Origin of the sequence: Fusobacterium sp., assembly GCF_032477075.1 — a bacterium.
Classification (GTDB): Bacteria; Fusobacteriota; Fusobacteriia; order Fusobacteriales; family Fusobacteriaceae; genus Fusobacterium_A.
In genome coordinates, this window is sequence record NZ_JAWDXO010000022.1 from 1 (window position 1) to 26,584 (window position 26,584).

Genomic DNA, 26,584 nt, shown 5'->3' on the forward strand with positions numbered 1-26,584 from the left:
TTTGTGATACTCTTTTTTAGGATAGAAATTTTCTAAAAGCACTTTTTATACCTTTTCAACTTTTCAGAGCTAGTTTTCATTTTAAATTAACAGATTCTAAAAATTAATAAGTTTTTCTAGCTAAAATTTGACTTTTATTAATAACAAATATATAATTTTTATAAAAACAGGAGTTAAAATTGATGATAAAAGAATATGATAACATAAAAATTGAGGCACTTGATATTTTATTAAATGAAAAAACAACTTTACAAAAATTTTATAATTTAATCCCAATAAAAACTACAATAATAAATTCATTACATTCTATAAATATTTATGATAAATATGAGTTTTTGAATGCTGATAAAGATGAAATTTTCAAACTTCTAAATGTTGATATACAAACTTTTTATAATCTATACATGTTTTTTCATACATATAATTTTATTGATAGAAAATTATCTGATCTAAAACATATTGATTCACCATTCATTCAAAACTTAAAAAATGATAATATTAAAAATTCTAGTGAGTATTTTAAAACAATCAAAGAATTAGGCCTCCTATCTTTTCAGAAGAAATACAACATTTCTCTTGAAATTATTAAAAAAATTTGGTGTTTATGTGATTTAATGCGTTTACCTGGAGTAAAAATTACTCGTTCTGAATTATATTTTGATTGTGGATATACCTCTGTAAAAGCATTTTCTTATGAATCTCCTGAAAATATGCTCATAACGATTAAAAATTATATTAATAAAAATATCAGTAATAAAGCTAAAATTACCCCCTTACCAAAGGAAATATCTACTCAAATTGCAATTGCAAAAAGTATCCCTCATTTAATTTTAGATTAAACGAATATATTCTAATTTCACTAGCTTTGAAAAGAAAATATAGTGGTACTCCTACTAAATAAAAAGGAGTTTCCACTTTACAAACTCCTTTCTCTTTTAATTATGTTACATTCCTAAAGTTTTTATTTTTAGTTCATCATTTGAAGCATAATAATCTACTTCAAATACATGACACTTTAATTTATAACTATTTTTTCAAACTCTTTTCTCTATCTGTTCATCAGCAAGCCCCATCTCTAGTCTAAATCTTCAACAAGTATTAATTTATCTTTCACATATGTTTCCCCATTTTGATTTTATTATGAACTAACCTTCAGTTTTAGGTGATAAAAAAGAGAAACATTTTATTGATTCTCTCAAAATTTTTGATCTATTATTCTTAGGATAGAACTATTTACTATTTCTTTTAAAATTTCCTTCTATTTTTTCTAAAAGCTCATAAATTTTAATTTTAAATTCCTTATTTTCTTTATCTTCTTTTGTATCTTCATCTATTTTTTCAGCTAAAGAATTTAGATTTGCTTTGAAAATTAAAGATAATAAATAAATAAATTTAGCAAATGTTATTAATGTAGTGATACTTAAACAGAGTAGCACATCATAATAATAATTAAACCAACTATTTTCAATAAAAGTTATAATTAATATAGATAATAATGCTTCTATTATTCCAAACATGATTATATTTATTAATCTCGAATCTAATTTTTTTTCTAAAATTTTTTTAGTTATCCCAATCATAGATGTTCCAAGTATTGTTATAACAGCTATATACACAGCAATAACTATTGAAAAAAACTCTGTTATACTAGAAAGCCTATCATTAGTAAAATATTGAGTTAAAATTAGTCCATCTTTAAATGCTATATTTAAAATAAACACTAAAATAAAGACTATAACTTCTAATTTTAAATCTATAATTATTAATTTAGTTCTCTCATATATCTTTTTTATTATATTCAAAAATATCCCTCCTATTCTCTTTGAATAGATCTTTTTTCCTCAATAAGTATATAATCCAATTGATTTATTTGAAAAGAATTATCAAAGTATTGTTTACAAGCCACTCTATATTCTTTTCTGCTTTCATTTATTGCAAGCTGAAAATTATTTTGTAAATATTCTGAAGAAAGATTGCTACTTACAATTGGAAATTGATATGTTAACAGACTTGTCGCATTTTTCAATTTTGTTTTATCTATTCTTTCTTCCATACCATTTTTATATGTCACTGAAATTTCCTTTACAAATTCTCCATTCAAATTTATTTGCTGTAAAAGGGCTAAAATACTTTCTAAATCTAATGTTCCATCTTTCCCTGAATGACCAACACCTAAATTTAATGTTAACGTTTTACTTGCTCCAATATCCCTTGCTGCTATAGCTAATTGTTTTATTTTTTGTATTAAGCTTTCATCAGCATTACTTTCAAGTTCTTCTATATAGAAATTATTAAGTGATCTTCCTAAATCTAAATTTAAATTTACTGAACGTACATAACTAGCATTTCTTACTTCTTGTAAACCTTTATTTATAGTAATGGGATTTATTTTTATTTCAATAGGTATACCTCTTGGAAGAAATGAATTGAAATATTCTTCAACTAAAAAAGCTTTAGGACCACTTATATTAGTTGTAAAAATCATAACTCTTTCTGTTGCATCATATGTTAAAGTATTGATATCATATATTTCTCTTGGAATTTCCTCTAATCTTCTTTCTTCATTCAACCAATGAGGTTTATTTTTAGATTTTATTTTTCCAATTGGAATAACAACTTTATTGCCAGTATTATCATATCTGAAATCAAAACATCTTACTATTTCATCTCTAACTTCTTTAATTATAAATTCTTCATTTATATTTAATAATTTCTCTAATTTTCTAAAAAATTCAATAATAGAATAATTAGTAGGTCTATTTTGTGATTCAAAAGCTATTGTATAAAAATTTACTGAATTGGCCATTTCCCCTCCTTAATTTATTATTATAGTATTTTTATTATATCAATAAAGAAAAAATAAAACAAATTTAAAAAAATCAGCTTTTAAAACTGACTTTTTTACTACAATTTTTAAGAGAAAATTTTATAAAACTTAAATTCATCTCAATAATTACTCTTTATATTTTATATAATATCACATGTTAGAGATTATATTATTTATTCTAGTTAACTAGTTATTTCAATTTCTATATACACAGCTTTTAGAGATACAAAATCTGATCAGTATTATAACTTTCTATATTGACTTTCTTATTTTAACTTTTTCTCTGCCAGACTCCTTTTTAAATTCACTATATAGCTTTTCAAAATTTTTATTTAAAAATAATTCTATTTCTTTTTTAATATTTTTTTATTTATTTTAATTCTTTAATTTTGCCTACACTTACAGTAGTTCCTGTAGCAGAAACAAGCACCATACTTTTTCTATTCCCAGATATTTCTGAATAATTTACCCTCAAGGCTAACACTACATTTGCTCCAAGCAATTCTGCTTCTGCTTCCACTTTTTTCATTAAAACAGTTTTAGCATTTTTTAAGGTCTCTTGATTAAATAGGTGATTCCCCACCTACTTTATGAGCTGTGAAAAAACCTTCAATTAAATTATTAATTCCAAAAACTACTGCCTCAGAAATAAAGCCTTTATACTCTTTGATCTCATATTCCTTCATTCCTACAAGATTTTCAGCTGTCATTAATATCATTTTCAATCTCCCTTTTTTATTTTATTATAACATAAAATAAAAATTGTAAAAATTTTACTTCTCAAAATATTGTATGATATCTCCATTTTTATCATAGTAAACTTCTTTTACTACATCTTTATCACTATCTGTAGTTTCTCTACGTAGTTCTCCGCTTGGATAGTATAATTTTTCTATTCCTTCTTTTACCCCATTTTTATATGGTATTTCCATCTCTAAATTGCCATTTGGATAATATAATTTTTTTATTCCATCTTTTATTCCATTTTTATATGGTATTTCTCTTCTAAGTTTTCCTCCTTTATAATAAATTACTTCTTTTCTATCTTTTTCTTCTATTATGTGAAGTTTATCTTCTTCATATTTTCCTATAAAAGTTCCAGTATATGCTTTTTCTTCTCCTATAACATAAACTATTCCTTCTCTCTTTTCTCGTTTTGATATATCCTCTATTCTTTCTTCACTGTGACTTATTAATATAAATAAAAACATAACTAATACTAATATAACTTTTTTCATAAATCAATCCTCCAAATACATAGAATAACTATTTTTCTTTTAATTCAAGAATTTCTTTTCTAAATTTGTATCACTATTATTTATGATATGTTGTTTCTATTTTTTTGCCATCTTCCCAAATGATCTCATGGGATAATTTTCCATCTTCAGTATAATACTTAGAAATACCCTCTAATTTATCATTTAAGAATATTTGCTCTTTTTTTAATTTCCCATTTTCATAGTAAACTTTATAAGGTCCTTCTTTTACTCCATTATTATAAGTACTTATTACAGCTAATTGACCAGTTTTATAATAATCTTTTAATTCTCCATGAAAAAGTCCATCTTTATATCTTATTTCCTCTTTTATATTTCCATTTTCATATTTTTTAATAAATATCCCAGTATATATCCATGTATAATCATCTTTACCTATTATATAAACTTTTTCTTCTTCTTTTTCTATTTTTGAATTATTTTCTGTTATTTTCTTTGCATAAGTTGTTAATACTAATAAAAACATAACTAATATTAATATAATCTTTTTCATAAATCAATCCTCCACTGATATTATTGCTTTTATTATAACATAAAATAGCTACTATGAAAGTTATTACTTTTCAAATTATTTACTTGTCAATATACTAGTTATTTTTAATTAAGATTCTTTTTTATACTCTATGAATTATGGTAATTTATTTTTAAAATTACTTGTTATATTCCCTTGATGAATCTTAGTTTTTATTTCAATTTCATTTTTTTTAAGCTTTTATTTTTCTTTACATCTATTTTTAGATAATCCAAAAAAGTCTACAAGATGTTATTTCCAGCGTAACAACCCTTTTCATTATCCAAACTATCACTTTCAATTGAAAGGAAGTTTTTTTGTATTATAAGTTCTTTTGATAACTATATTTCTTTAAAATCTCTTTCTGTATATTCTTTCTTTTAAAGATTATTGCCTATTAATTTTCTTATTTTTATTTTGTAACTATCTACCATAACTAAGTTAATAGACTTTGCTATGGTAACCAGATGTAAAATAAAAACTTATATTTTATTTTTTGTCTTGATAGAGACTTTTCGTTTTTAAATAGCCTAAAATATTAATATTTCTTGACATACGTTTTATTTATGATATAATAAGTTGTATACAAAATACATTCTTGGGGAAGAAATGTGTGGAGAGAGATTTTTTTTATAAAATTCTCTCTCATTTTTTTATTTAAGCTTTTCTATTTACTTATAATCCTTATTTAGGAGTTTTTCATTTTACTTATAGGGTAAATAGATGTGAATATGAAGGTCTATGTCGTATATTTTCCCATATCTGCTATAATCCCTTTAATATTTTTAACCCTTAATACCTTTCATCAATGAGAAAATTCTTTATAATAGACTGCATAAAGACTCTAACAGTACCTAAAGAATAGGAATCTCTTTTAGTACAAAATTCATCTTCAAAAATTTCTCCCATCTCTGTAGATGTATACTATATTAAGTCTCTATACTCTTTACAAAAAATCCAAGTCAATTTTATTTGATCTAGTGATAATCTGATCTATCTCACTTGTTTGAAATTTTAAAATAATATTATACATTTCTTTTGAAAAATTATTAAAGGGAACATGTAAACTTATTTTTCCATTTTTTTCCATTTTCTTCAATTAATTCTAAATTTATAATTTTCTCTTTCATGTATATTAAATTAAAAATATAATATTCCTTATATCCAACTTTTTTAATAATATTTACACTAATTATCTGATAAAATTTTATAAGCTTTTATATACCTATGGTTTTTTAACAAACCCTGAAAAACACTAAGTTTTCTAATTTCTATTTAAATTTTAAAAGAACCATGGTATAATCAAAAATTATGGAATATAGTTTATTTTTATAAGTGAGGGAAAAAATGAATTTGAATATGATCAAAAAGTATGCTCTTTGGATTTTTTCAATTTTAGTAAATGCTTTTGGGAATTTTTTATTAATCAAGGGAGATATTGGAAGTGGCCCTTGGGTTGCTGCAAGTATAGGAATGTCAAAAATTTTTCTTCTTCAAATAGGTATATGCACCATTATTCTCAATTTTTTAGTTTTTATACCAATTATCTTCATCAGTAAAAAATTTGAAGTTTTCAAACTTGCTGGTTCTTTTTTTGTAGCATATATCTTTGGAAAATTTCTTGATTTCTTTTTGAATATATTTTCATGGGTACATCCTGAACATATTATCTCCAAAATACTTTTCTTTATAATTGGAAATCTTATACTCAGCTGCGGAATCTCTATCTATCTTAGATTAAATATAGCTATGAATCCTTTTGATCAGTTTTTAAAAACTGTTAATGATTATTTGATCCCAGATATGAAAAAAGCAAATTATGTGTATCTAGGTGTTCCTTTTATTATAGCTCTCCTTTTTGGAATATATAATAGATCTCTTCAAGGTATTGGAATAGGTACATTAATTATGCTTTTTTTTAATGGAAGTTTTATAAAATTATTCAATAAAAAAGTATCTATACCTGATAATATTTTGACTCCAAGAAAATATATCTAAATTTATCATTCAAACTTGCTTTTTTTAATGTTATAATATGTTGATACTACTTTTTAGGAGGTCTTTATGAAAAATATTTTAGTTACAGGAGGAGCTGGATATATTGGAAGTCATGCTGCTGCTGAACTTCTTGATTCAGGTTATTCTGTAGTTGTTATAGATAGTTTAGAAAATGGTTTTATACAACTTGTAGATAAAAGAGCAAAATTCTATCACGGAAATGTTCAGGATAGTAATATGATGGATAAAATATTTACTGAAAACAAAATAGATGCTGTAATGCACTTTGCTGGATATATAAAAGTTCCTGAAAGTGTTGTAGAACCTAATAAATATTATATAAATAACACATATACTGTTATGTGCTTATTGGAATCAATGAGAAAAAATAATATTAAAAATATAGTTTTTTCTTCCACTGCTGCTGTTTATGGAGATGTAAAAGAAACTGAACCAGTAGATGAAAAACATTCAAAAAATCCTATAAATCCTTATGGAATGAGTAAACTTATGTCTGAAAAAATTATTATGGATTGTGCAAAGACTTATGGATTTAATTATTCTATATTCAGATATTTTAATGTTGGTGGAGCTCATGAGAAGCATGATATTGGTCAAATGGGTGAAGGTATCACTGCACTTATTCCTCTTATACTAAAAGCTGCAAAAGGAACTATCCCAAAACTTTCTATTTATGGGAATGATTTTGACACTAAAGATGGAACTGGAGTGAGAGACTACATCCATGTTGTAGATTTAGTAAGAGCCCATATTCTTTCTCTTAAAACATTAGAAAAAAATATAAGTGGTATCTATAATCTTGGAAATGGAAATGGTTTTACAGTTCTTGAAATGCTTAATGCTGCAAAAGAAGTAACTAAAATAGATATTCCAGCAGAAATTACATCAAGAAGACCTGGGGATCCTCCTTGTGTTATAGCTTCAAGTAAAAAAGCTATAACTGAACTTGGATGGAAACCTTATTACACTGATGTAAAGGATATAATAAGAACTGCATGGGAATGGAATTTAAAGGTGAAATAATTATGAAGCCAAAATTGACTATGAAACTTTATTATCAATATGTTGGAAACACCTCATGGTTAAAAAATGAAATACTTAATAAAAAATATGATGCTCTAAAATATCTTTTGGCTGTGGAAGAAAAAAATAAAAGTAACTTCTTTATAAATATATATGTGGATTCTGAAGATGAAAATATCAGATATGTTTCTTTTTTCATCATTGATAAAATTCTTGGTATTTTTCCAATGAAAAAATCCCTTGGAGAATTTATTATATTTAATAAAGAAAATTTTATAAAACTTTTTAATTTTTTAAAAGAAACCACAATTGAAAACTTAGAAGATTAAGTAGCTATGATATTCCTACTATTCCAGCAGTTTTATTCAGTAATAACAATTATCTTTTTTGTAAAAAATTTACTAGAAAGGTTAAATCTGAAATTTTTATATGAAAACAGAAAACCTCTAAACCAAATATTAGTTTAGAGGTTTGATTCTTTAAAGATTTAAACTTACATATCTTTCTTCTGTTAATTTTAACTTATCTGCATAAACATATATGATGCTTCTGCCTTTTATAGTATCAATTATCTCATCATTCACATCTTCTGGAACTGCAAAACATCCAAAGCTCCTTCCTAATCTTCCAGATGTCTTTATCATTTCAGGATTAGCATAATCTGCTCCATGTACTACTATATTTCTTTTCATTGCATTATCATTTATTCCTTTTTCCAATCCAGCAAGTCTTAAAGAATATCCATTACTTCCTTTATATGGTGCTTCTGTCATAAAAAATCCCAAAGAACTTTTATTAGACTCAGCTACATTAGAAAAACTTTCTGCATATAAATCACCAGTATTTTTTCCATGAGACACATAAGATTTAAAAAGAACCTCCTTCTTTTCCAAATCTAAAACATACATTCTTTCTTCTGTTGAAGGTAATGAAAAATCAACTATTGTAAGAATATTTTTTTCTTTCTTACCAATTTTATTAAATCCTTCTACCCCTTGCACAAAAACATCATATTTAATGAGTCCATTTAACTTCATTTCATTATACAGCTCTTTTGCTTGAAAAACAGTTCCATTAGCACAAACTGTTATTGATAAAAATAATCCTATAAATACTGCTGATAGCTTTTTTCTTAAATCCATCCCCTTTACTCCTTATCAACTAAATCTTTTTACTAAAAGTTCTGCCACCTTATAGATTATAAATAAAGCAATAGCACAGTATGAAATTAGCAGTAAAGTAGCTCCAAATCTATTATCATACTCATATTCCTCTTCAATTTCCTTATTTATATCATCTTCAATTTTACTATTCATTAATTCTAATTCTTCCAATTCGATTTTCTCTTTTACACTTAACATTTTTATTCCTCCATTTTTGTATTTATTATTTAAAAATGAAAGAACATATCAGATCCGTAATACCCGTTCTTGATAGCGTGAAAGTATGGTGTATAATGGCTTTTTATACTGTTTATTTTCAATTTTCTCATGAATAATTATTTTTTCTTCTTGAAAGCTGTTTTCTATTAAAATTTCTGGTAAGAAATCTTTCCACACAGCTACATCTGTATTATTGTTATTTGTTAAATTTGCAGAGACATAATTTTGAATTGGTTGTTTCTCATGTAAAAGAATTAGATTTTCCTGTGTACTCCTTACTATCAAAGGAGGTCTAGTAGCTTTTATATTTAAAGTTGAAGTAAAAAATAAAAAAATAAATGCTATAAAATAATACACTATCCCTGTTTTTATCTTCATTTTAAATACCACCTCCCTTTGTGTAAACATTACTTGTCAATTTATATTTTACTATTTTCTTTAAATAATTTCCACTTTTTTTTGACAAATTTTGAAATATTCTAAAAAGCCAAAACAAACACTTATTTTCTGAATATATCAAGCGAATTATTGGTAAATCCTATTAAATCTTCGCGTTCACAAGTAGCAAGATGATATTTTAAATATAGCTCAAATGTTTTACCATCCATAGCATCCACCTTTTCACACATAAATAAAGTACAACCATTTGATGCAACATAGTGTAATCTTGATACAGAAAATCTAGACATCAACTCATCAATATTTTCTTTGCGAACAAGTTCAAATAAATCTTTTGGCTGTGATTTAGTTGCAAATGTTTGAGCATCAATCAAACTTTCTTCAATATATTTAGTAATATTAATATTATTACGATTAAATCCTTCATCAAGAATACAAATATCAGATATAACATATGCAACAAAAATAACTCCTCCTGGCTTTGTTACTCGAATTGCTTCTTTTAAAGCTTGATGTTTATCTTCTATAGTATAAAGATGATACATAGGTTCCAGCAATAGAGTAATATCATATTGATTGTCTGAAAATTCAGATAAATTCATAGCATTTCCTTGAATAATTGTTATCTTTTCATTAGATTGAGTATTCTGACGAAAAATCTCTATATTATGTTCTACTAACTCCACTGCATCTACTGACGTGCTAATGTATGAGAGTACCTGCCAGTTCCTGCACCAATTTCAAGTACACAATCACCAGGTTTTATATATTTTTCAATATAATGCATGGTAGATCGTTATGTAGCTATTGTTATATAACAGCTAAATTATTTCAAGAAAAAATTAATTTCATAATTATTCTTTTATTCTGATTTTTTATAATAAACTTTATTTTTATGCACATACAAAAAACACTGTCAAATAAGTGACAGTGTTTTATTGTTTATTTTATTCCTTTTGAGTTTAGATATTTTATCATAGGCTCATTTTTATTATCTTTGGCTATTGATAAAGCACTATCTCCATAAGACATATAATTAGGATTGACTCCTATTTCTAAAAGTTTTTCTATAACTGATATATAGTTATTAGATACTGCTCTTAAATAAATTTCACCTAAAATATTTTCCCCTTTTTTATTTTCCATATTTAAATCATACTTTGCACTATTTAATAATTTTAGTAAAGTTTCCATATTTTGTGCATAATACATTGGAAAATTTCCTGCTGAATCCTGTTTCGTAAAATCTCCTCCACTGTTTTTCATAGCATCTATAAGAGAAATATCCATTCCTGCTGCTGCCCTAAATACTGGAGTCCATCCATTTTCTTCTGTAGCATTTACATCTGCCCCTTGCTCAGTTAGATATTTACTGTAACTTAAAGGCTTAGTCTCAATGAAGTAACTCAACAAAGTTTTTTCGCTACTATCCTTTTTATTTATATCTGCTCCTGCTTTTACCATCTGCTCTAAAGCATTTAAACTTCTTACATAAAATATAGGTGTCTTTCCACCTTCAAAAGTTTCCTCTAAATACATTCCTCTTTCAAGAAGCATATTTAAAACCTCTTGACTGTCATTTTCCAATGCTATTATTAAAAGATTTTTTCCATCTTTATTTATATATCCAGTGGGGAAATCTGATGCAAAAAAGTTATTCAAAAGCATTGTGTTATCAGTTTCTACTGCATTTAATACCTCTTCTGGTAATGGAATATGCTCTCCTCTGCCTCCAAAACTGCTGCAACTAATGATTGTAATAGATATTGTGAAAAGTATCAGTAGTTTTTTCATCTTTTACCTCTCAAAATTAGTCTTCATTTCTCTTTTCAAATTTTCTTCTTTCTCCCTCTTTAAGAACTTTCTTTCTTAGTCTAATGTTTGAAGGAGTTACCTCAACTAATTCATCTTCTGCTATATAATCAAGAGCCTGCTCTAGACTGAATCTTCTAGGAGTAGCTAATTTAACTGCATCATCACTTCCAGCTGCTCTCATATTAGTAAGTTTTTTAGTTTTACATACATTTACTACAAGATCATTTTCTCTATTATGTTCTCCAACTATCATTCCTTCATATACTGGAACACCTGGATCAAGGAAAAGTATTCCTCTGTCTTGAATATTATTTAGAGCATAAGGTACTGTTACTCCTGGTTCAGTTGCTATAAGAACACCTTTAGTTCTTGTAGGAATTTCTCCTTTATGAGGTTCATAACTAAAGAATGAATGATTTATTATCCCTGTTCCTTTAGTATCTGTAAGAAATTCATTTCTAAATCCTATAAGTCCTCTTGCAGGCACTTTAAACTCTAAACGAGTATATCCATCTGTACCAGGAACCATAGAAACCATTTCTCCTTTTCTGCTTCCTAATTTTTCTATAACTACACCTGTGTAACATTCATCAACATCAATAAGAGCCATTTCAATTGGTTCCATTTTCTGTCCATTTTCTTCTTTCATAAGAACTCTTGGTTTTGAAACTTGTATTTCAAATCCTTCTCTTCTCATATTTTCAAGAAGTATAGAAAGTTGAAGTTCTCCTCTTCCTTTTACAACAAATGCATCTGGAGCATCTGTTGCTTCTACTCTCATACTCACATTTGTCTGAAGTTCTTTTTGTAATCTTTCCCATATATGTCTAGAAGTTACAAATTTTCCTTCTTTTCCAGCAAATGGTGAATCATTTACCATAAATGTCATTGCAAGAGTAGGCTCATCTATATCTATAAGTGGTAAAGCAACTGGATCATTTACATCTGCAAATGTTTCTCCTATATCTATGTTATCTATACCTGCTATACAAACTATATCTCCTGCTTGAGCTTCTTGGACTTCAACTCTTTTCAATCCTTCATATCCATAAAGAACTGAAATTTTTCCCTTCATCATTTTTCCATCTCTTTTTATAAGCATAATTTCCTGATTTCTTTTTACAACTCCATTGTGTATTCTTCCTACAGCTAATTTTCCAACATAATTATCATAAGCTATATTTGTAATAAGGAACTGCATTGGTTTTTCAGGATCTCCTTCTGGATCATCTACATGATCAAGAATAGTTTCAAATAATGGAGTCATATCATCACTCACATCAGTAAGTTCTTTTTTAGCAAAACCACTTTTTCCAGAAGCATATACCACTGGAAAATCTAATTGAAGATCATTTGCATTTAATTCTATGAAAAGATCATAAACCATGTACAATACTTCTTCTGGTCTTGCATTTGGTTTGTCTACTTTATTAACTACAACTATAGGTCTGTGCCCTTGTTCTAAAGCTTTTTTCAAAACATATTTAGTTTGAGGCATAGGTCCTTCAAAAGCATCAACTAATAGTACAACAGATTCTACCATTTTCATAATTCTTTGTACTTCTCCGCCAAAGTCAGCATGTCCAGGAGTATCAACTATATTGATTTTATAGTCTTTATACTGTACAGATGCATTTTTAGAAAAGATAGTTATTCCTCTTTCTCTTTCAATGTCATTTGAGTCCATTACTCTCTCTTCTACTTTTTCAAGTTCATGGCTCCCAAATACTCCAGCTTGTCTTAAAAGACAGTCTACTAATGTTGTTTTTCCGTGGTCAACATGGGCAATTATTGCTATGTTTTTAATTTTCATTTTTCAACCTTCCTTATGGGAATTAAAAATATTTATATCCCTTTAATAAATTATTACTTACATTACATAATCCTAAAAATTTTCCAGCATTATTATATATCCTATATCTGTCATCAGGAGCTGTAAATCTTACTGTGTTCCCATTAAGAAAAAGAATCATATTCTTTTCTCCTTCTAATGTTATTTTAGGATACTTAAAGAAATCTTCTACACTGTATAAAAAATCTGTTTTTTTCTCACTATACATAGTTTCTATCTCTTCTAGTGTATAAGAATCTTTAATATTTGAATTTCCTACTTTTTCTCTCACTAAAGATGTCATTGTAGCAAGAGTTCCTAAAGCTTTTCCCATATCATCTATCAATGAACGAATATATGTTCCTTTTGAAACATCACATCTTATTTTTCCTTTTAATCCATCAAATTCAATGATATCTATAAACTTTATTTCTATTAATCTAGCTTTTCTTTCAATTTCAATCCCTTGTCTTGCAAGTTCATAAAGTTTTTTTCCATCTACCTTCAAAGCTGAATACATAGGAGGTATCTGTTCTATTTCCCCAATGAAATTTTTCAACACATTTTCAAGCTTACTAATAGTAATATCATTTACTTCTCTTTTCTCTATTATTTCTCCTTCTGTATCATAAGTATCTGTTTTATATCCAAGTTCAAATCCTGCAGTATAAGTTTTTTCATATCCCTCTATATCCTGAACCAATTTTGTTGCTTTACCTATACATATAACTAAAACACCTTCTGCAAGAGGATCTAGAGTTCCTGTATGTCCTATTTTTCTTTCATGCAGAATCCTTCTCAATTTTCTTATAACATCAAAAGAAGTTATTCCGCTAGGTTTATTCACATTAATTATACCTTCCAAAATATCAACTCCTACACAGAACTATCCCTTATTATAACATATCTTATTCAATCTTCAAACACTTTTATTACTTTTTCTATATTATGGCTTTTTTATTTCTTCTGTTTTCTTTGCTCCATCTGTTTTTTTAGTTGTTTCTGTTGTTTTTACAGCTTCTGTTTTCTTATCAGAAGATGAGTTTTTTTCTATTCTATATTTATTTGTAGGGCTCCACAAAATATACTCATTTATTCCCAGATCTTTCAAAGCTTTTACCTGTAATTCTATCTGTTCAGGTCCATAAGTTATATGTCCTTTTACCCATCTAGCTGTAAAAGCCTGTATCCATGGTCTTATCATAGCAGGAGTATCAATATTGGCATTTCTATTCATAGAGTCCTGTGTTGAACGATATACTGTTTTATATGGTTCAGCATCTGGAACTGAAAGCCCATAGACTCCTTTTCCATAGTGACTTGGATATATCATTGGACATATATAATCCACTACATTACTTACTGACTCCCAATGTTGACCCAAAGCCATATCATCTGGAAGGCTTCCTACTTGTCCATATACATCAGCAGCAATATATACCCCTAAAGGTTCTAATTCTTGTCTTGCATATTGAAGATATTTTTGTATAGTTTCAGGTTTTGACTCTTTTTTAGAATTTCTATAATCAAGTTCCTTATCTAATTTTCCTCCATTAGAAGCTGGAAATCTCACATAGTCAAATTGTATTTCGTCAAATCCTGCAAGAGCTGCTTCTTTAGCTACTGCTATATTATATTCCCAAAGATATCTGTCATGAGGAGATACCCATATAACTCCATCACTGTTAGTAAAAGGTTTCCCTGTAGCTTTAGTTATAATAGCCCTATCTGGATTAGCTTTTGCATAAGTAGGATCTTTAAAAGATACTATTCTTGCTATAGTATATATATTATTATCTTTTAATTTTTTCATAAATTTATTTATATCTTTTATTGGAGACCTTCTATTAGCATTTGGATTGTATTTTTCTCCTGCTTCCATTTTAAATAAAAGTGTTCCATCATCTTCTTTCACATCTATTACAAATGCATTGATTTTTGTTCTTTTAGATAGAGCTATAAAATCATCCACTCTTTTTGTCAAAGCTGCTGAATTACTTGTTACGTATATTCCTCTTACTTCTCTTCTTTTATTTTCAGTATAATTCTTTTTCTCAATTGGAGAAAAATTAAGATTTTTCCATTCTTTAGGAAGAGTTGCCTTTAAGCTGTCTGTTAACTGATTATTTTTTATCCATCCAGTTCTCTTTTCTCTATTTTTATAATATGATATTTTTTCCCAATTTTCTACAATAGTAATTTTTTGAACTTCTCTCTTTCCATCTGGTTTTTTTACAGTTTTTTCTTTTATTTTTTCTACTTTTTTTTCTTCAAGTATTTCTACTCTTGTTCCAATTTTAATATTGTCTTCTGCTTTAGGAGTTATTTTTACATCTTTAAAAATTCTAATATTTCCTTTAGTATATTTATATTTTTCATTTATTATTTCAGAAGATTTCTCTGTATTTTCAACTTCTTTTGCTGTTGATGGATTTTCAGCTTCTTCTGTTATTTTTTCATCTTTTGGTTTTTCACCACTTTCTTCTGCCAATTTTTTTTCATCTGTTTCATTTCCTTTTGCTACTTCTTTCACTACTATTTTATTATCTGATATTACAATGTCTCCTAAAGACATACCTTTAGTTACATCCACTGTTGCAACCAGAAATACTATATAACAAAATATAGAAAATAATACCTTTCTGATAAACCATACTTGCTGCTTTGTTCTTTTATGTTTCACTTAAATCCCTCCAAAAAATTTCACGTATTTCCTTTTACTATTCTATACTATTTAAGAAAATTTATCTATAATGAAATTTAATTCATTATATTTTGTGAATTGAAATATTCCCTTTTTAGTGCTATTATTATATATACTTTAAATGAAAATGGAGAATTTTAATGGATAAAAAAATTTTAATAAAAGAACTTAATGCTCTTAAATCTGCTTATAATTTTAGACAACTAAAAGAATGTAATAATTCTCTTATAAATCTGTCATCTAATGATTATTTAGGACTTGCAAATGATGAAGAATTACTAAGTGAATTTTATTCTGAATATGCTCCAAAACTTTCTTCAAGCTCTTCTAGACTCATAGATGGTTCATACCATGAAGTTATGGAATTAGAAAAAGAACTTGAAATTATTTATGAAAACTCAGCTATATTATTTAATTCTGGATTTGATGCTAATTCTTCTATAATAGAAACTTTTTATAATAAGAAATCTCTGATTCTTACTGACAGACTGAATCATGCCAGTATTTATGATGGTATTCTTAACAGTGAAGCAGTTTTTATGAGATATAAACATCTGGATATGAATAATCTAGAAAGTCTTCTTATAAAATATAAAGATGTTTATGATGATATTCTTGTAGTCTCTGAAACTATCTACAGTATGGATGGAGATGTAGCCAACTTAAAAGAACTTGTCAACTTAAAGAAAAAATATAATTTTGACCTTATGATAGATGAGGCTCATTCTTATGGTGTTTATGGTTATGGAATAGCTAAAGAACTTAATGTTGTAAAAGATATTGACTTCCTAATCATTCCATTAGGAAAGGGTGGTGGCTCAATTGGAGCATATGTTATTTGTTCTCAATTGATTAAGGATTATATAATCAATAAAAGCAGAAAGTTTATCTATACTACTGCACTGCCTCCTGTAAATAACATGTGGAATTTTTTTATATTAAAAAAAATGCCATATTTTAAAAATAAAATGGAAAAACTTCAGGAAATTAAAAAATATACTCATAATCTTTTAAAAGAAAATTGTATAGAGACTTTATCATCAACTCACATCATAAGTATAATAATAGGCAATAATTCAAAAATTATAGAAATATCTGAAAATATGAAGAAAAAAGGATTTCTCCTTTATGGGGTAAAGGAACCTACAGTTCCTAAAGGAACAGCCAGATTTAGAATAGGTCTAAATCCTTATCTTTCAAAAGAAGATATTTTTAGATTTGTAAAGGAGTTAAAATATGAAATTAATACTGTTTTTTAATGGATGGGGAATGGACAAAAATATTGTTTCTCACTTAGAAATCCCTATTAATTATACTTTAAAAATAATAAATTTTCCTTATAATTTTAATAACACTATCTTATCTCAATATGATGATGTCATTTTTATTGGGTGGTCTTTTGGAAGTTATTATCTTACTAAATACTTAACAGTAAATAATATAAAGTCTAAAAAAATAATATCATTAAATGGTGTTCCTGAGACTATTGGAAAAAATGGAATTTCTGAAGGAGTTTTTAACCTTACTCTTGATAATCTTACTCCTGACACTCTACAAAAATTTTATGAAAATATGGAAATTGATAGCACTTTTACTGCAGGTGAAAAAAAATTTAAAGATATAAGAGATGAACTACAATATTTTAAAGATAATTATATCCCGCAAAAAAATATATTTACACATGCTTTTATTGGGAAAAAAGATAAAATAATTCCTGCTTTAAGACAAAAAAAGTATTTTGAATCTAACAAAGTTAATATTACTGAACTTGCTTGTGGACATTATCCTTTTTCTGTAATAAAAAGCTGGAGTACTTTGATTGGAGAATAACATGACTTTTGATAAAAATTTTACTACTTATGACAATAATGCAGTAGTTCAAAAAAAAGTTGCTGCTACTTTAGCAGAATACATAAAAACTGATTCTTCTTTATTTAAAGATCTGAATAAAGTTATTGAGCTTGGATGTGGTACAGGTATATTTACAAAAGAGTTTCTTTCTAAATTTACTCCAAATTACTTCATTCTTAATGATTTTTTTGATGTAAAAGAATATTTGAAAAATTTGAATTATAATGAATTTATTCAAGGAGATATTGAAATTACTCCTTTTCCAAAAGCTGATATTATAATTTCTAGTTCTGCTTTTCAATGGGTAAATTCCTTTGAAAAGCTAATAGATAACATTTCAGCTTCAACCAATAATTTAGCTTTTTCCATTTATACAAAAGGGAATCTGAAAGAAATATATGAACATTTTAATATTTCATTAAATTATTTAGAAAATGAAGATATTTACCAAATATTAAGAAAAAAATTTAAAAATATAGCTTTAAAAAAAGAGACAATAACTATTGAATTCAATACTCCTTTAGAGGCATTAAGGCATTTAAAAAATACTGGTGTTACAGGATTTCAAAAAACAAATATAAGTAAAATACGTTCTTTTAATTCCTGTTATTTGACTTATGAAGTAAGTTATTTTATCTGCAGTATCTAAATCTATTGGTAGTTATAAAAGCTTTATATTTCTTGAATGATATATTTATGGGGAGAGATACAAATGAATCTGAAATTAGTAAAAATGAATGAATTATATAAAACACACCTAAACAATATGATGGAAGAATGGTATGCAGCAGAGGAAAAAATCGTTCCATACGCAATTGTTAAAACAGACTATCATGATTTTGTAAATTATGTAATTAATTTAGAGTCAACATCTGATATTAATGGGTTTGTTCCAAACTCCACTTTTTTCTGTTTGGATATTGATCGTAATATACTTGTTGGAGCAGTAAATATCAGACACTATTTAAATCAAAATCTTTTACTCAATGGAGGACATATTGGAGATGGTGTTCGCCCTTCAGAAAGAAGAAAAGGAATAGCTACTCAAATGATCAAACTTGCACTTGAAGAATGTAAAAAACTTGGAATACATGAGGTGCTGATGGTTTGTGATAAGAAAAATATAGGTTCAGCAAAAAGTATTATCAATAATGGCGGAATTTTAGAAAATGAAATTGTTGTTAATGGAATTGTTGAACAGCGTTATTGGATAAAAAATTAAATAAGAAAACATTCTAATTATCACAAATATATAGTATACTATTTTTAAGAATATTTTTATCTTAGGAGGTATTTTATGAATTGCTTAGATCTTATTATGAAAAGAAAATCAGTAAGGGTATATGAAGATAAAGAAGTTTCTGAAGAAATAAAAGATAAAATAATATCAGCTGCTTTTCAAGCTCCAACAGCTGGTAATATGATGATGTATTCCATTATTGAGATAGATGATCAATCTATAAAAGATAAACTTGTGAAAACTTGTGATAATCAAACAATGATTGGAAAAGCTCCACTTCTCCTTTTATTCCTTGCTGATTTTCAAAGATGGATGGATTATATAGAAGCTTCTGGAGTAGAAAAATTCAACAAAGAAAATAATTTTGAAAAATATATTCCTAAAGAAGGAGATATGTTTCTTGCTATTAATGATGCCCTTATAGCTGCTCAAACAGCTGTTCTTGCTGCTGAAGCTCTTGGACTTGGGAGCTGTTATATTGGTGATATAATGGAAAACTTTGAAATTCACAAGAAACTTTTTAATCTTCCTAAATATGTTCTTCCTATTACCATGTTATGTATTGGATATCCTACTGAACAGCAGAAAAATAGAACGATGAGAAGAAGATATTTTACTAAAAATATGATAGTTCATAAAAATATCTATCAGAAACCTTCTATTGAAGAATTTGGTATTATGGATAAAGAAATTGCTGAAAAAGATTCGCTTGTTTTCCTTCCAGGATGCCATAATCAGGCTATTCATATGTATAAAAGAAAAATTACATCAGATTTCATGTCTGAAATGAATCGTTCAGTTAGAGCTATGATAGACTCTTGGTTAAAAAATTAAATTTTAATTATACAATAAAAAAGATTTAAAATCTTTCTAAAATATAGTATAATTTTAGAATATCAAAACTTTAACAAGGGGGATATTTATGAAAAAAATTATTATTGCTGCTGCTCTTATAATCAGTTGTGTCAGTTTTGCAGAAACAGCAAAAAAAGAAAAACCAGTTTTAGAGTGGAGTGTTCAGCCTCAACTGGGTATCATTAAAGGAGATTATTACAAAAATGAAAAAAGATTCCGTCAAGGACATCTTGGAACTTTAGAAGTTGTAAAAAAAGATGGAAAGATTGTTTTAGTTGAATTTAATGAAATGACTAGACCTAATTATTACAATCGTTACTTTCAAAATGTATCAAAGCGTATGTCTTCATATAACTTCAAAATGGGAGAAGCTAAAGGAGCTGCTTGGATACAAGGGGTTTTAAAAACTGAAAAACAAATGGTAGATGAACAAAGATTAACAGGGGATTTTGATACAGTAGCTGGGGCTTCTAACAGTATTCAGCAATCTATGGTTCCATTAGCTGCTGAACTTGCACCACAAACAGAAAAGCCTTCTAAAGCTAAATTTTACAGCATAGCTGAAGATCTTGGAAAAGGTATTACTGGAAGATTAAAGGTTGTTGTTGAAGATGGAAAAATTATCTCTTGCAGATATGATGAAATATTTGCAGATTCTCAAGAAGATATCAAGCTTCCTAGACAAAAACAATATTACAGACAATCAAAATATGAAAGTGTAGATTTTGATGAAGATTCTCGTATTGGATTTAATATTCAAATGGATGAACTTAATGATAAAGTTGTAGCTACTCAAAATATGCTTGATCTTACAGGACTTCCTGCTACTGAAGAAACTGGAGATTATAAAAAATCTGGATTTACTACTCGTAATACTGCATGGGACAACTACTTGAAACTTGCAGAAAAGCTTCAAACTGAAATGAAAAAAGATAAAGTAATTAAATAAAAATAAATTTTCAAAAATATTTTAAAAAAAAGATTGACTTCAAAAATATGTTGTGATATCATTAGCTTATTAAAAATAAAAAGGAGGGTCATCATGTTAAAGGTATTAAAATTGAGGAACAGGAAATATACTACAAGTGCATATTCTATCTTTTTTAATGAATCTGATAACATTATGGCTTATTCTAAAAAAGATGTTTTTTTGAAGCATAGGTAATGGTTTATTTCCTGAAAATATTTTGAAGATTAATAAAATTCAACTTATAACTAAAGGTATGGGCTATATTTCTATTCAATGAAACATCAGCCATATCACTGTGTATTTTATATTTATAAGATATTAACAGATCAGCATTAAAAAATTTGCTGGTCTGTTTTTTTTTATACAAAAATATATTAACTATTATAAATATATTAAAAATTAAAGGAGGAAAAATTTATGAAAAAATTATTTTGTGCAGTTATGTTATTATTTATGGGAGTTGTTGGAAGTGTAAGTTTTGCTAAGGAAGGTAAAGTTCTTTATGTAGGTACTAATGCTGAATTTCAGCCATTTGAGTATCTTGAAAATGGAAAAATTGTAGGGTTTGATGTAGAGCTTATGGAGGAAATTGCAAAGTTAACAGGAAAGAAGATTGAATGGAAAAACATTGCTTTTGATGGACTGCTGCCAGCTCTCCAAGCTAAAAAACTAGATGTTATTATAGCTGGAATGACAGCTACTGAAGAAAGAAAAAAATTCGTTAACTTCTCAGAAACTTATTATACATCTAATCAAATGATTTTAATCAATAAAGAAAATCCTGTTGTTGAATCTTTTGATAAGCTTGCTGGATACAATGTAGGAGTTATCCTTGGATATACTGGAGATATTGCTGTAAGTGCAATAGAAGGAGTTAAAGTTCAAAGATATAATGGAGCAGCTGAAGCTATAATGGCTCTTAAAGCAAAAAAAGTAGATGCAGTAGTTTTAGATTCTGAACCAGCTAAAAATTATGCTAAACAAAATACTGAACTTGGACTTATCAATACAGATGTAGCTAAAGAGGAATATGCAATAGCTGTTGGAAAAGATAACAAAGCTCTTGCTGAGGAAATAGATAAGGCTCTTAAAGTTCTTAATGAAAATGGTACTTATAACAAACTTATTCAAAAATATTTTGGAGATAAATAAAAAGATTCAAAAATAGATTATTTAAAACTTAAGGGAGGCATTAAAATGAAAGAAAAGGTTGTTTTAGCGTATTCAGGAGGATTAGATACTTCTGTTATCATTCCATGGTTAAAAGAAAATTATGATTTTGATGTAATAGCTGTAGCAGTAGATGTAGGACAAAAGGATGACTTTGCAGCTGTTGAAAAAAAAGCTTTACAGATAGGGGCTTCAAAATTCTATGCTGCTGATAAAAAAGAGGAATTAGTTAATGACTTCATAATTCCTATGCTTAAATCAGGTGCTAAATATGAAGGAACATATCTATTGGGAACATCTATAGCCAGACCTGTAATAGCTAAAGCTCTTGTGGAAATTGCTCAGCAGGAAGGTGCTTCTTATATAGTTCATGGAGCTACTGGAAAAGGTAATGATCAAGTGAGATTTGAGTTGGGGATTAAAGCTCTTGCTCCAAATATGAAAGTTATTGCTCCTTGGCGTATCTGGGATATCAAATCTCGTAAACAGGAAATTGAATATTTGAAATCTCATGGAATAGAACTTCCATTTAAAGAAAATACTTCTTACAGCAGAGATGAAAATCTATTTCATATAAGCCATGAAGGCCTTGAACTTGAAAGTCCTCACAATGCCCCTGACTATAATCATGTATTACAATGGGTTCTCCCTTTAGAGAAAACAAGTGACTCCCCTGAATATATATCAATAGATTTTGAGAAAGGTGTTCCTATTAAACTTAATGGAAAAACTCTATCTGCTCTTGAAATTATCAATACTCTAAATGAAATAGGAGCAAAACATGGAGTAGGGGTAATAGATCTTGTTGAAAATCGTCTTGTTGGAATGAAATCTCGTGGAGTATATGAAACTCCTGGTGGAACTATACTTTATTTTGCCCATGAAGAGCTTGAAAGATTATGTATGGACAGAGAATCACTTCAGGCAAAATTGAAACTCTCTAATGATATGGCTAAATTGATATATAATGGTCAATGGTTCACTAGATATAGAAAAGCTTTATCAGCTTTTGTAGAGGAAACTCAGGAATTCATAACAGGAACTGTAAATCTTAAGCTTTATAAAGGAAATATCCTGTTAAATGGTATGGATTCTAAATATTCTCTATACTCTGAAGAATTCTCTACATTTGATGAAGATACTGTATATAATCAAAAGGATGCTGAAGGATTTATCAATCTTTTTGGACTTCCTATCAAAATAGAGTCTCTTTTAAGAAATAAATAATCTATAAAAAAGAGGATAGGTAAAAAATCATTCTACTTATTCTCTTTTACTATTCTTTATATGCTATCCAGTTTATATTTTCTAACTCTTCAAATTCTTCAATAGGCATAGGCTTATAAAATATATATCCCTGTATCAAATCACATTCTATTTCTCTCAAAAAATCTACCTGTTCCTGTTTTTCTATTCCTTCAGCTACTGTTTTCATGTTAAGGTCTTTAGCTAAATTTATTATTCCTTTTATAATGATTTTTTCTCTTTTATTATTTTCACTTTCATTGAAAAATAAAGAATCTATTTTAAGGCTATCTACTTTCATATCTTTCAATGCGTTCAAAGAAGAATATCCATTTCCAAAATCATCTATTGAACATAAGAAACCATTCATATGGAGTTTATCTATTGTTTCTTTCACTCTTTTTATATCATTAAAGATAGCTGATTCAGTAAACTCAATTATTACTATATTATCTGGAATTGTATATTTCTTTTTTATTTTACTGTATACTTCTATAAAATCCAAACTATAAAACTGCATCTTAGATACATTAACTGAAACTGAAAGTACTCTTTTATGTTCCTTCATTTGTTTTTCCAGCCATTGACATGTTTTTTCAAAGACATATTGATCTAAAACACTTATTAGTAAATCTTTTTCAAGAATCGGAATAAAAAGTCCTGGTGATATTAATTTTCCAAAAGAATCTTTCCATCTTACCAAGGCTTCTACATTTCTTATTTTATTTTCTTTCAATTCTACTTTAGGTTGAAAATACACTATAAATTCTTCATTTTCTATTGCTTTCAAAACATTATCTCTTATATAATTTTCTTCTCTCATTTTGTTTCTTATGCTTTCATTATAAAAAGCATAATTAACCACTTGTCCTTTTATTGTTTTTTGAGCAAAGTTAGCTTTATCTATTAATTCAGCTATTTTCATTTCTTCATTTATATCTTCAAGACAGCATATACCATAATATATAGCCGCATTATAACGTTCATTACTTTTTTCAACAATTTTTTTAAGTTTTTCATCTATATATTTTTGACGTTCTATAAGTTCAGCTTTATCATTGTATCTTCTTAAAACAACAAATCTATCAGCAGAAACTCTTCCAAATGTTTCTTTTTTTCCCATATCTTCTTTTAATAGACCATTGTACTCTTTCAATATATAATCCCCAAATTTATATCCCAAAACATCATTACAATATTTAAAATTTTCAAAATCTAGATAAAAAATTGCAAATTTAATTTCTGGATTTTCTTTTATTAAAACTTCTGCATCTAACTTAAATTTTTTTAAATTTCCATCTCCTGTCAATTCATCTTTATACACAATATCCTTAAGTTTTTCATTCACTTTTTCTAAAAAAGCCTGATTTTTAGTATGCATTATAAAAATACTCAGCCATGTAATTAAAGAAGATACAGATAGAAGTATTATCAATAATGTGAGATAAGTTGTTTGCTTTCTTGTATATTTTTCTCCAGAAAAAACTGTATTATTTGCAAGTTCAAAAAAATCTTCACTTGCTTTTAAAAGTTTTGAAGTATCTCTTCCTTTTCTTACATCATAGATATCATTTTTTATTAATTCCCATTTTATATTTAAATTTTTCAAGTTTTCTGTATAAACACTGTCTTTCTCTATATAAGGAAGTCCATATTTTCCTTTTCCTGTTGAAAGATCATATAAAATATCATCAATATATTTTAACAGTTCATCATTTCCTTTATGATTACTCTCTAATTTAAATATTCTTTGAGATGCTCCTCTTACTATTCCAAGGTAATTAATCCAATGTCCATATTTTTGAATTTGCATAATAGAGTTTATTGATACCAGACATACTGCTCCTAATAAAATGAAAAAAATAGATCTCATAAATTTTTTATTTTTTACCATCTTTACCCCTTATTTTATTAATGACATTTTAAAATAACCCTCTTTAATTTTGAAATATATTCTTCTTACTATAATAATACTATTTAACCCCAATTTTTTCAATGCTTTTTTATTTTTAATACATAATTTTTGAAATAAAAAAAGAAGGCAGTTTTTATTCTTTTTATCTACCTTCGTTCTCTTAAACTTTTTGTATTTTATTTAATAAATCTCCCCACTATCTCTGTATGGGCTGTCCCTGGAAACATATCCACAGGCTGTACTTTTTCAAGAGTATACCCCTGTCTGCTTAGTATCTCAGCATCTCTGGCAAAAGTAGATGGATTACAGGAAATATATACTATCTCTTTTATATTGCTCTCTGCTACTTTCAGCAAACTGCTTTCTTCTATTCCCTTTCTAGGTGGGTCAAAGATAATTGCATCTATCTTTTCTCCTTTTTTTATGAGTTCAGGCAGTTTATCTTCTACAGCTCCATTTATAAATTCTATATTACTTATCCCATTTTCTTTAGCTGTTTTTATTCCATCATTAGTTGCTGACTGAACTAATTCTATTGCAAATACTTTTTTAGCTTTTTTAGAAAGTATCATTGCAAGAGTTCCAGTTCCAGAATAAGCATCTACTATATTTTTATTTTCAATATCTTTAAAATAATTTACTGCTGTATTATATAATTTCCTAGTTTGAGGGAGATTTATTTGGAAAAAAGAAAGTGGTGAGATGTTAAAACTTATTCCATCAATCTCTTCTGTTATAGTTTTTTCTCCCCATATAAATATATTTTTTTCACCTAAAGCAACATTAGTTCTTTTTGGATTTAAAGAAATATAAATAGACTTTATTTCATCTATTTTATTTTTAAGTTCCATAAGTATATCTTTGTATCTTTTTTCAATCTTTACTGTATTTATAATAAGTACTAACATAGCTTCATTTTTAGAGTTTGTTCTTACCATTACATTTCTTAGTATTCCTTTATGTTCATTCTCATCATATACGGAAACTTTTTCTCTGTTTAATATACTTTTCAGCTCTTTTATTATTTTATTTCCAAGCTTTGAATTAAGTATATTTTCCTCTACTTCAAAAATATCATGAGATTTTCTCTTAAAAAATCCACTTATGATTTCTCCTTTTGATATTCTGAATGGTTCTATTATTTTATTTCTATAATGATATGGATCTTCACTTCCAATTACATCTGCTACTGATATATTTTCTATTTTACCTATTTTTTTAAGAACATCTTCAACCATGAGTTTTTTATATTTCAATTGGGCATCATATTTTAGCATTCCAAAATCACAGCCTTGAAAATCCTCAAAAGATATTTTATTTGTATCTTTTATTCTTTCTTCTCCTGCTGTAATTATTTCTTCGATTAACCCTCTAGCATAAGTTTTTTTCACAGAAATTATTTTTACATTTAATATATCTCCAGGAACAGACATAGGAACAAATACTGCAAAATCATTATAGTATCCTAATCCTTCTCCTCCATTAACTATTTTATCTACTTTAAGTTCAATTATTTCAAACTTTTTTACCATTTTTCCTCCAAAACAACA

Annotated in this window: 28 protein-coding genes; 12 read left to right on the forward strand and 16 right to left on the reverse strand. The window is 27.1% G+C overall.

The window, feature by feature from the left end:
* Positions 1-182 precede the first annotated feature (182 nt).
* On the forward strand, positions 183-839 hold the full coding sequence (locus E6771_RS09855; protein ID WP_316091146.1) for a DUF4332 domain-containing protein: 657 nt from the start codon (positions 183-185) through the stop codon (positions 837-839).
* A gap of 390 nt (positions 840-1,229) precedes the next feature.
* On the opposite strand, the gene E6771_RS09860 is transcribed toward E6771_RS09855, so the two are convergent.
* From E6771_RS09860 to E6771_RS09885, 6 genes are all read right to left on the reverse strand, one after another.
* A complete protein-coding gene (locus E6771_RS09860) occupies positions 1,230-1,802 on the reverse strand; it encodes a hypothetical protein (RefSeq protein WP_316091147.1) in 573 nt (190 codons plus the stop codon).
* Positions 1,803-1,813: 11 nt separating this feature from the next.
* Positions 1,814-2,806 carry a DUF6731 family protein gene (locus E6771_RS09865; RefSeq protein WP_316091148.1) on the reverse strand — a complete coding sequence of 331 codons (993 nt, stop codon included), beginning with the start codon at positions 2,804-2,806 and terminating at the stop codon, positions 1,814-1,816.
* Positions 2,807-3,197: 391 nt separating this feature from the next.
* Positions 3,198-3,410 carry a heavy metal-binding domain-containing protein gene (locus tag E6771_RS09870; protein ID WP_316091149.1) on the reverse strand — a complete coding sequence of 71 codons (213 nt, stop codon included), beginning with the start codon at positions 3,408-3,410 and terminating at the stop codon, positions 3,198-3,200.
* Entirely contained in the window at positions 3,391-3,546 is a 156-nt protein-coding gene (locus tag E6771_RS09875; protein ID WP_316091150.1) for a hypothetical protein, read from the reverse strand. The genes E6771_RS09870 and E6771_RS09875 overlap by 20 nt, the downstream gene beginning before the upstream one ends.
* A 54-nt stretch (positions 3,547-3,600) precedes the next feature.
* Complete coding sequence (locus E6771_RS09880; RefSeq protein WP_316091151.1) at positions 3,601-4,065, reverse strand: toxin-antitoxin system YwqK family antitoxin; 465 nt, start codon at positions 4,063-4,065, stop codon at positions 3,601-3,603.
* A 76-nt stretch (positions 4,066-4,141) separates the two neighbouring features.
* A complete protein-coding gene (locus E6771_RS09885) occupies positions 4,142-4,597 on the reverse strand; it encodes a toxin-antitoxin system YwqK family antitoxin (protein ID WP_316091152.1) in 456 nt (151 codons plus the stop codon).
* Positions 4,598-5,962: 1,365 nt separating this feature from the next.
* Between E6771_RS09885 and E6771_RS09890 the strand changes: the two genes are divergently transcribed.
* From E6771_RS09890 to E6771_RS09900, 3 genes are all read left to right on the forward strand, one after another.
* Complete coding sequence (locus tag E6771_RS09890; protein ID WP_316091153.1) at positions 5,963-6,613, forward strand: YczE/YyaS/YitT family protein; 651 nt, start codon at positions 5,963-5,965, stop codon at positions 6,611-6,613.
* Between the two features lie 66 nt (positions 6,614-6,679).
* A complete protein-coding gene (gene galE, locus E6771_RS09895; protein ID WP_316091154.1) occupies positions 6,680-7,657 on the forward strand; it encodes a UDP-glucose 4-epimerase GalE in 978 nt (325 codons plus the stop codon).
* Between the two features lie 2 nt (positions 7,658-7,659).
* Positions 7,660-7,986 carry a hypothetical protein gene (locus E6771_RS09900; protein WP_316091155.1) on the forward strand — a complete coding sequence of 109 codons (327 nt, stop codon included), beginning with the start codon at positions 7,660-7,662 and terminating at the stop codon, positions 7,984-7,986.
* A gap of 150 nt (positions 7,987-8,136) precedes the next feature.
* Here the strand turns inward: E6771_RS09900 and E6771_RS09905 are convergent, their stop codons facing one another.
* The 8 genes from E6771_RS09905 to E6771_RS09940 form a co-directional block, all read right to left on the reverse strand.
* Entirely contained in the window at positions 8,137-8,799 is a 663-nt protein-coding gene (locus E6771_RS09905) for a murein L,D-transpeptidase catalytic domain family protein (RefSeq protein ID WP_316091156.1), read from the reverse strand.
* A 15-nt stretch (positions 8,800-8,814) separates the two neighbouring features.
* On the reverse strand, positions 8,815-9,018 hold the full coding sequence (locus E6771_RS09910) for a hypothetical protein (RefSeq protein WP_096402103.1): 204 nt from the start codon (positions 9,016-9,018) through the stop codon (positions 8,815-8,817).
* Between the two features lie 48 nt (positions 9,019-9,066).
* A complete protein-coding gene (locus E6771_RS09915) occupies positions 9,067-9,417 on the reverse strand; it encodes a hypothetical protein (RefSeq protein WP_316091157.1) in 351 nt (116 codons plus the stop codon).
* Between the two features lie 122 nt (positions 9,418-9,539).
* Complete coding sequence (locus E6771_RS09920) at positions 9,540-10,145, reverse strand: class I SAM-dependent methyltransferase (RefSeq protein ID WP_316091197.1); 606 nt, start codon at positions 10,143-10,145, stop codon at positions 9,540-9,542.
* 235 nt (positions 10,146-10,380) lie between these two features.
* Complete coding sequence (locus tag E6771_RS09925; protein ID WP_316091158.1) at positions 10,381-11,232, reverse strand: ankyrin repeat domain-containing protein; 852 nt, start codon at positions 11,230-11,232, stop codon at positions 10,381-10,383.
* Between the two features lie 16 nt (positions 11,233-11,248).
* Complete coding sequence (typA, locus tag E6771_RS09930) at positions 11,249-13,066, reverse strand: translational GTPase TypA (protein WP_316091159.1); 1,818 nt, start codon at positions 13,064-13,066, stop codon at positions 11,249-11,251.
* A gap of 22 nt (positions 13,067-13,088) precedes the next feature.
* Positions 13,089-13,949: a tRNA pseudouridine(55) synthase TruB gene (truB, locus tag E6771_RS09935; protein ID WP_316091160.1), complete on the reverse strand. Its 861-nt coding sequence runs from the start codon at positions 13,947-13,949 to the stop codon at positions 13,089-13,091.
* Between the two features lie 81 nt (positions 13,950-14,030).
* On the reverse strand, positions 14,031-15,767 hold the full coding sequence (locus E6771_RS09940; RefSeq protein WP_316091161.1) for a putative glycoside hydrolase: 1,737 nt from the start codon (positions 15,765-15,767) through the stop codon (positions 14,031-14,033).
* Positions 15,768-15,928: 161 nt separating this feature from the next.
* On the opposite strand from E6771_RS09940, the gene E6771_RS09945 reads away from it, so the two are divergent.
* From E6771_RS09945 to E6771_RS09980, 8 genes are all read left to right on the forward strand, one after another.
* Positions 15,929-17,047, forward strand: coding sequence for an aminotransferase class I/II-fold pyridoxal phosphate-dependent enzyme (locus tag E6771_RS09945; RefSeq protein ID WP_316091162.1), 1,119 nt, complete (start codon positions 15,929-15,931; stop codon positions 17,045-17,047).
* Positions 17,025-17,618: a pimeloyl-ACP methyl esterase BioG family protein gene (locus E6771_RS09950; RefSeq protein WP_316091163.1), complete on the forward strand. Its 594-nt coding sequence runs from the start codon at positions 17,025-17,027 to the stop codon at positions 17,616-17,618. The genes E6771_RS09945 and E6771_RS09950 overlap by 23 nt, the downstream gene beginning before the upstream one ends.
* A gap of 1 nt (position 17,619) precedes the next feature.
* A complete protein-coding gene (locus E6771_RS09955) occupies positions 17,620-18,288 on the forward strand; it encodes a methyltransferase domain-containing protein (protein ID WP_316091164.1) in 669 nt (222 codons plus the stop codon).
* Between the two features lie 63 nt (positions 18,289-18,351).
* The gene (locus E6771_RS09960; RefSeq protein ID WP_316091165.1) at positions 18,352-18,861 is read left to right on the forward strand and encodes a GNAT family N-acetyltransferase; all 510 of its coding nucleotides are present in this window, start codon (positions 18,352-18,354) and stop codon (positions 18,859-18,861) included.
* Between the two features lie 75 nt (positions 18,862-18,936).
* Positions 18,937-19,713 carry a nitroreductase family protein gene (locus E6771_RS09965; RefSeq protein WP_316091166.1) on the forward strand — a complete coding sequence of 259 codons (777 nt, stop codon included), beginning with the start codon at positions 18,937-18,939 and terminating at the stop codon, positions 19,711-19,713.
* Positions 19,714-19,801: 88 nt separating this feature from the next.
* Positions 19,802-20,683, forward strand: coding sequence for an FMN-binding protein (locus E6771_RS09970; protein WP_316091167.1), 882 nt, complete (start codon positions 19,802-19,804; stop codon positions 20,681-20,683).
* Between the two features lie 438 nt (positions 20,684-21,121).
* Positions 21,122-21,856 (forward strand): basic amino acid ABC transporter substrate-binding protein, encoded by a 735-nt coding sequence (locus E6771_RS09975; protein WP_316091168.1) that lies wholly within the window; start codon positions 21,122-21,124, stop codon positions 21,854-21,856.
* Between the two features lie 45 nt (positions 21,857-21,901).
* Positions 21,902-23,101, forward strand: coding sequence for an argininosuccinate synthase (locus E6771_RS09980; protein WP_316091169.1), 1,200 nt, complete (start codon positions 21,902-21,904; stop codon positions 23,099-23,101).
* A 49-nt stretch (positions 23,102-23,150) separates the two neighbouring features.
* Here the strand turns inward: E6771_RS09980 and E6771_RS09985 are convergent, their stop codons facing one another.
* Positions 23,151-24,992, reverse strand: coding sequence for a GGDEF domain-containing protein (locus E6771_RS09985; protein ID WP_316091171.1), 1,842 nt, complete (start codon positions 24,990-24,992; stop codon positions 23,151-23,153).
* 218 nt (positions 24,993-25,210) lie between these two features.
* Positions 25,211-26,566: a 23S rRNA (uracil(1939)-C(5))-methyltransferase RlmD gene (gene rlmD / locus E6771_RS09990; RefSeq protein WP_316091172.1), complete on the reverse strand. Its 1,356-nt coding sequence runs from the start codon at positions 26,564-26,566 to the stop codon at positions 25,211-25,213.
* Between the last annotated feature and the right edge of the window lie 18 nt (positions 26,567-26,584).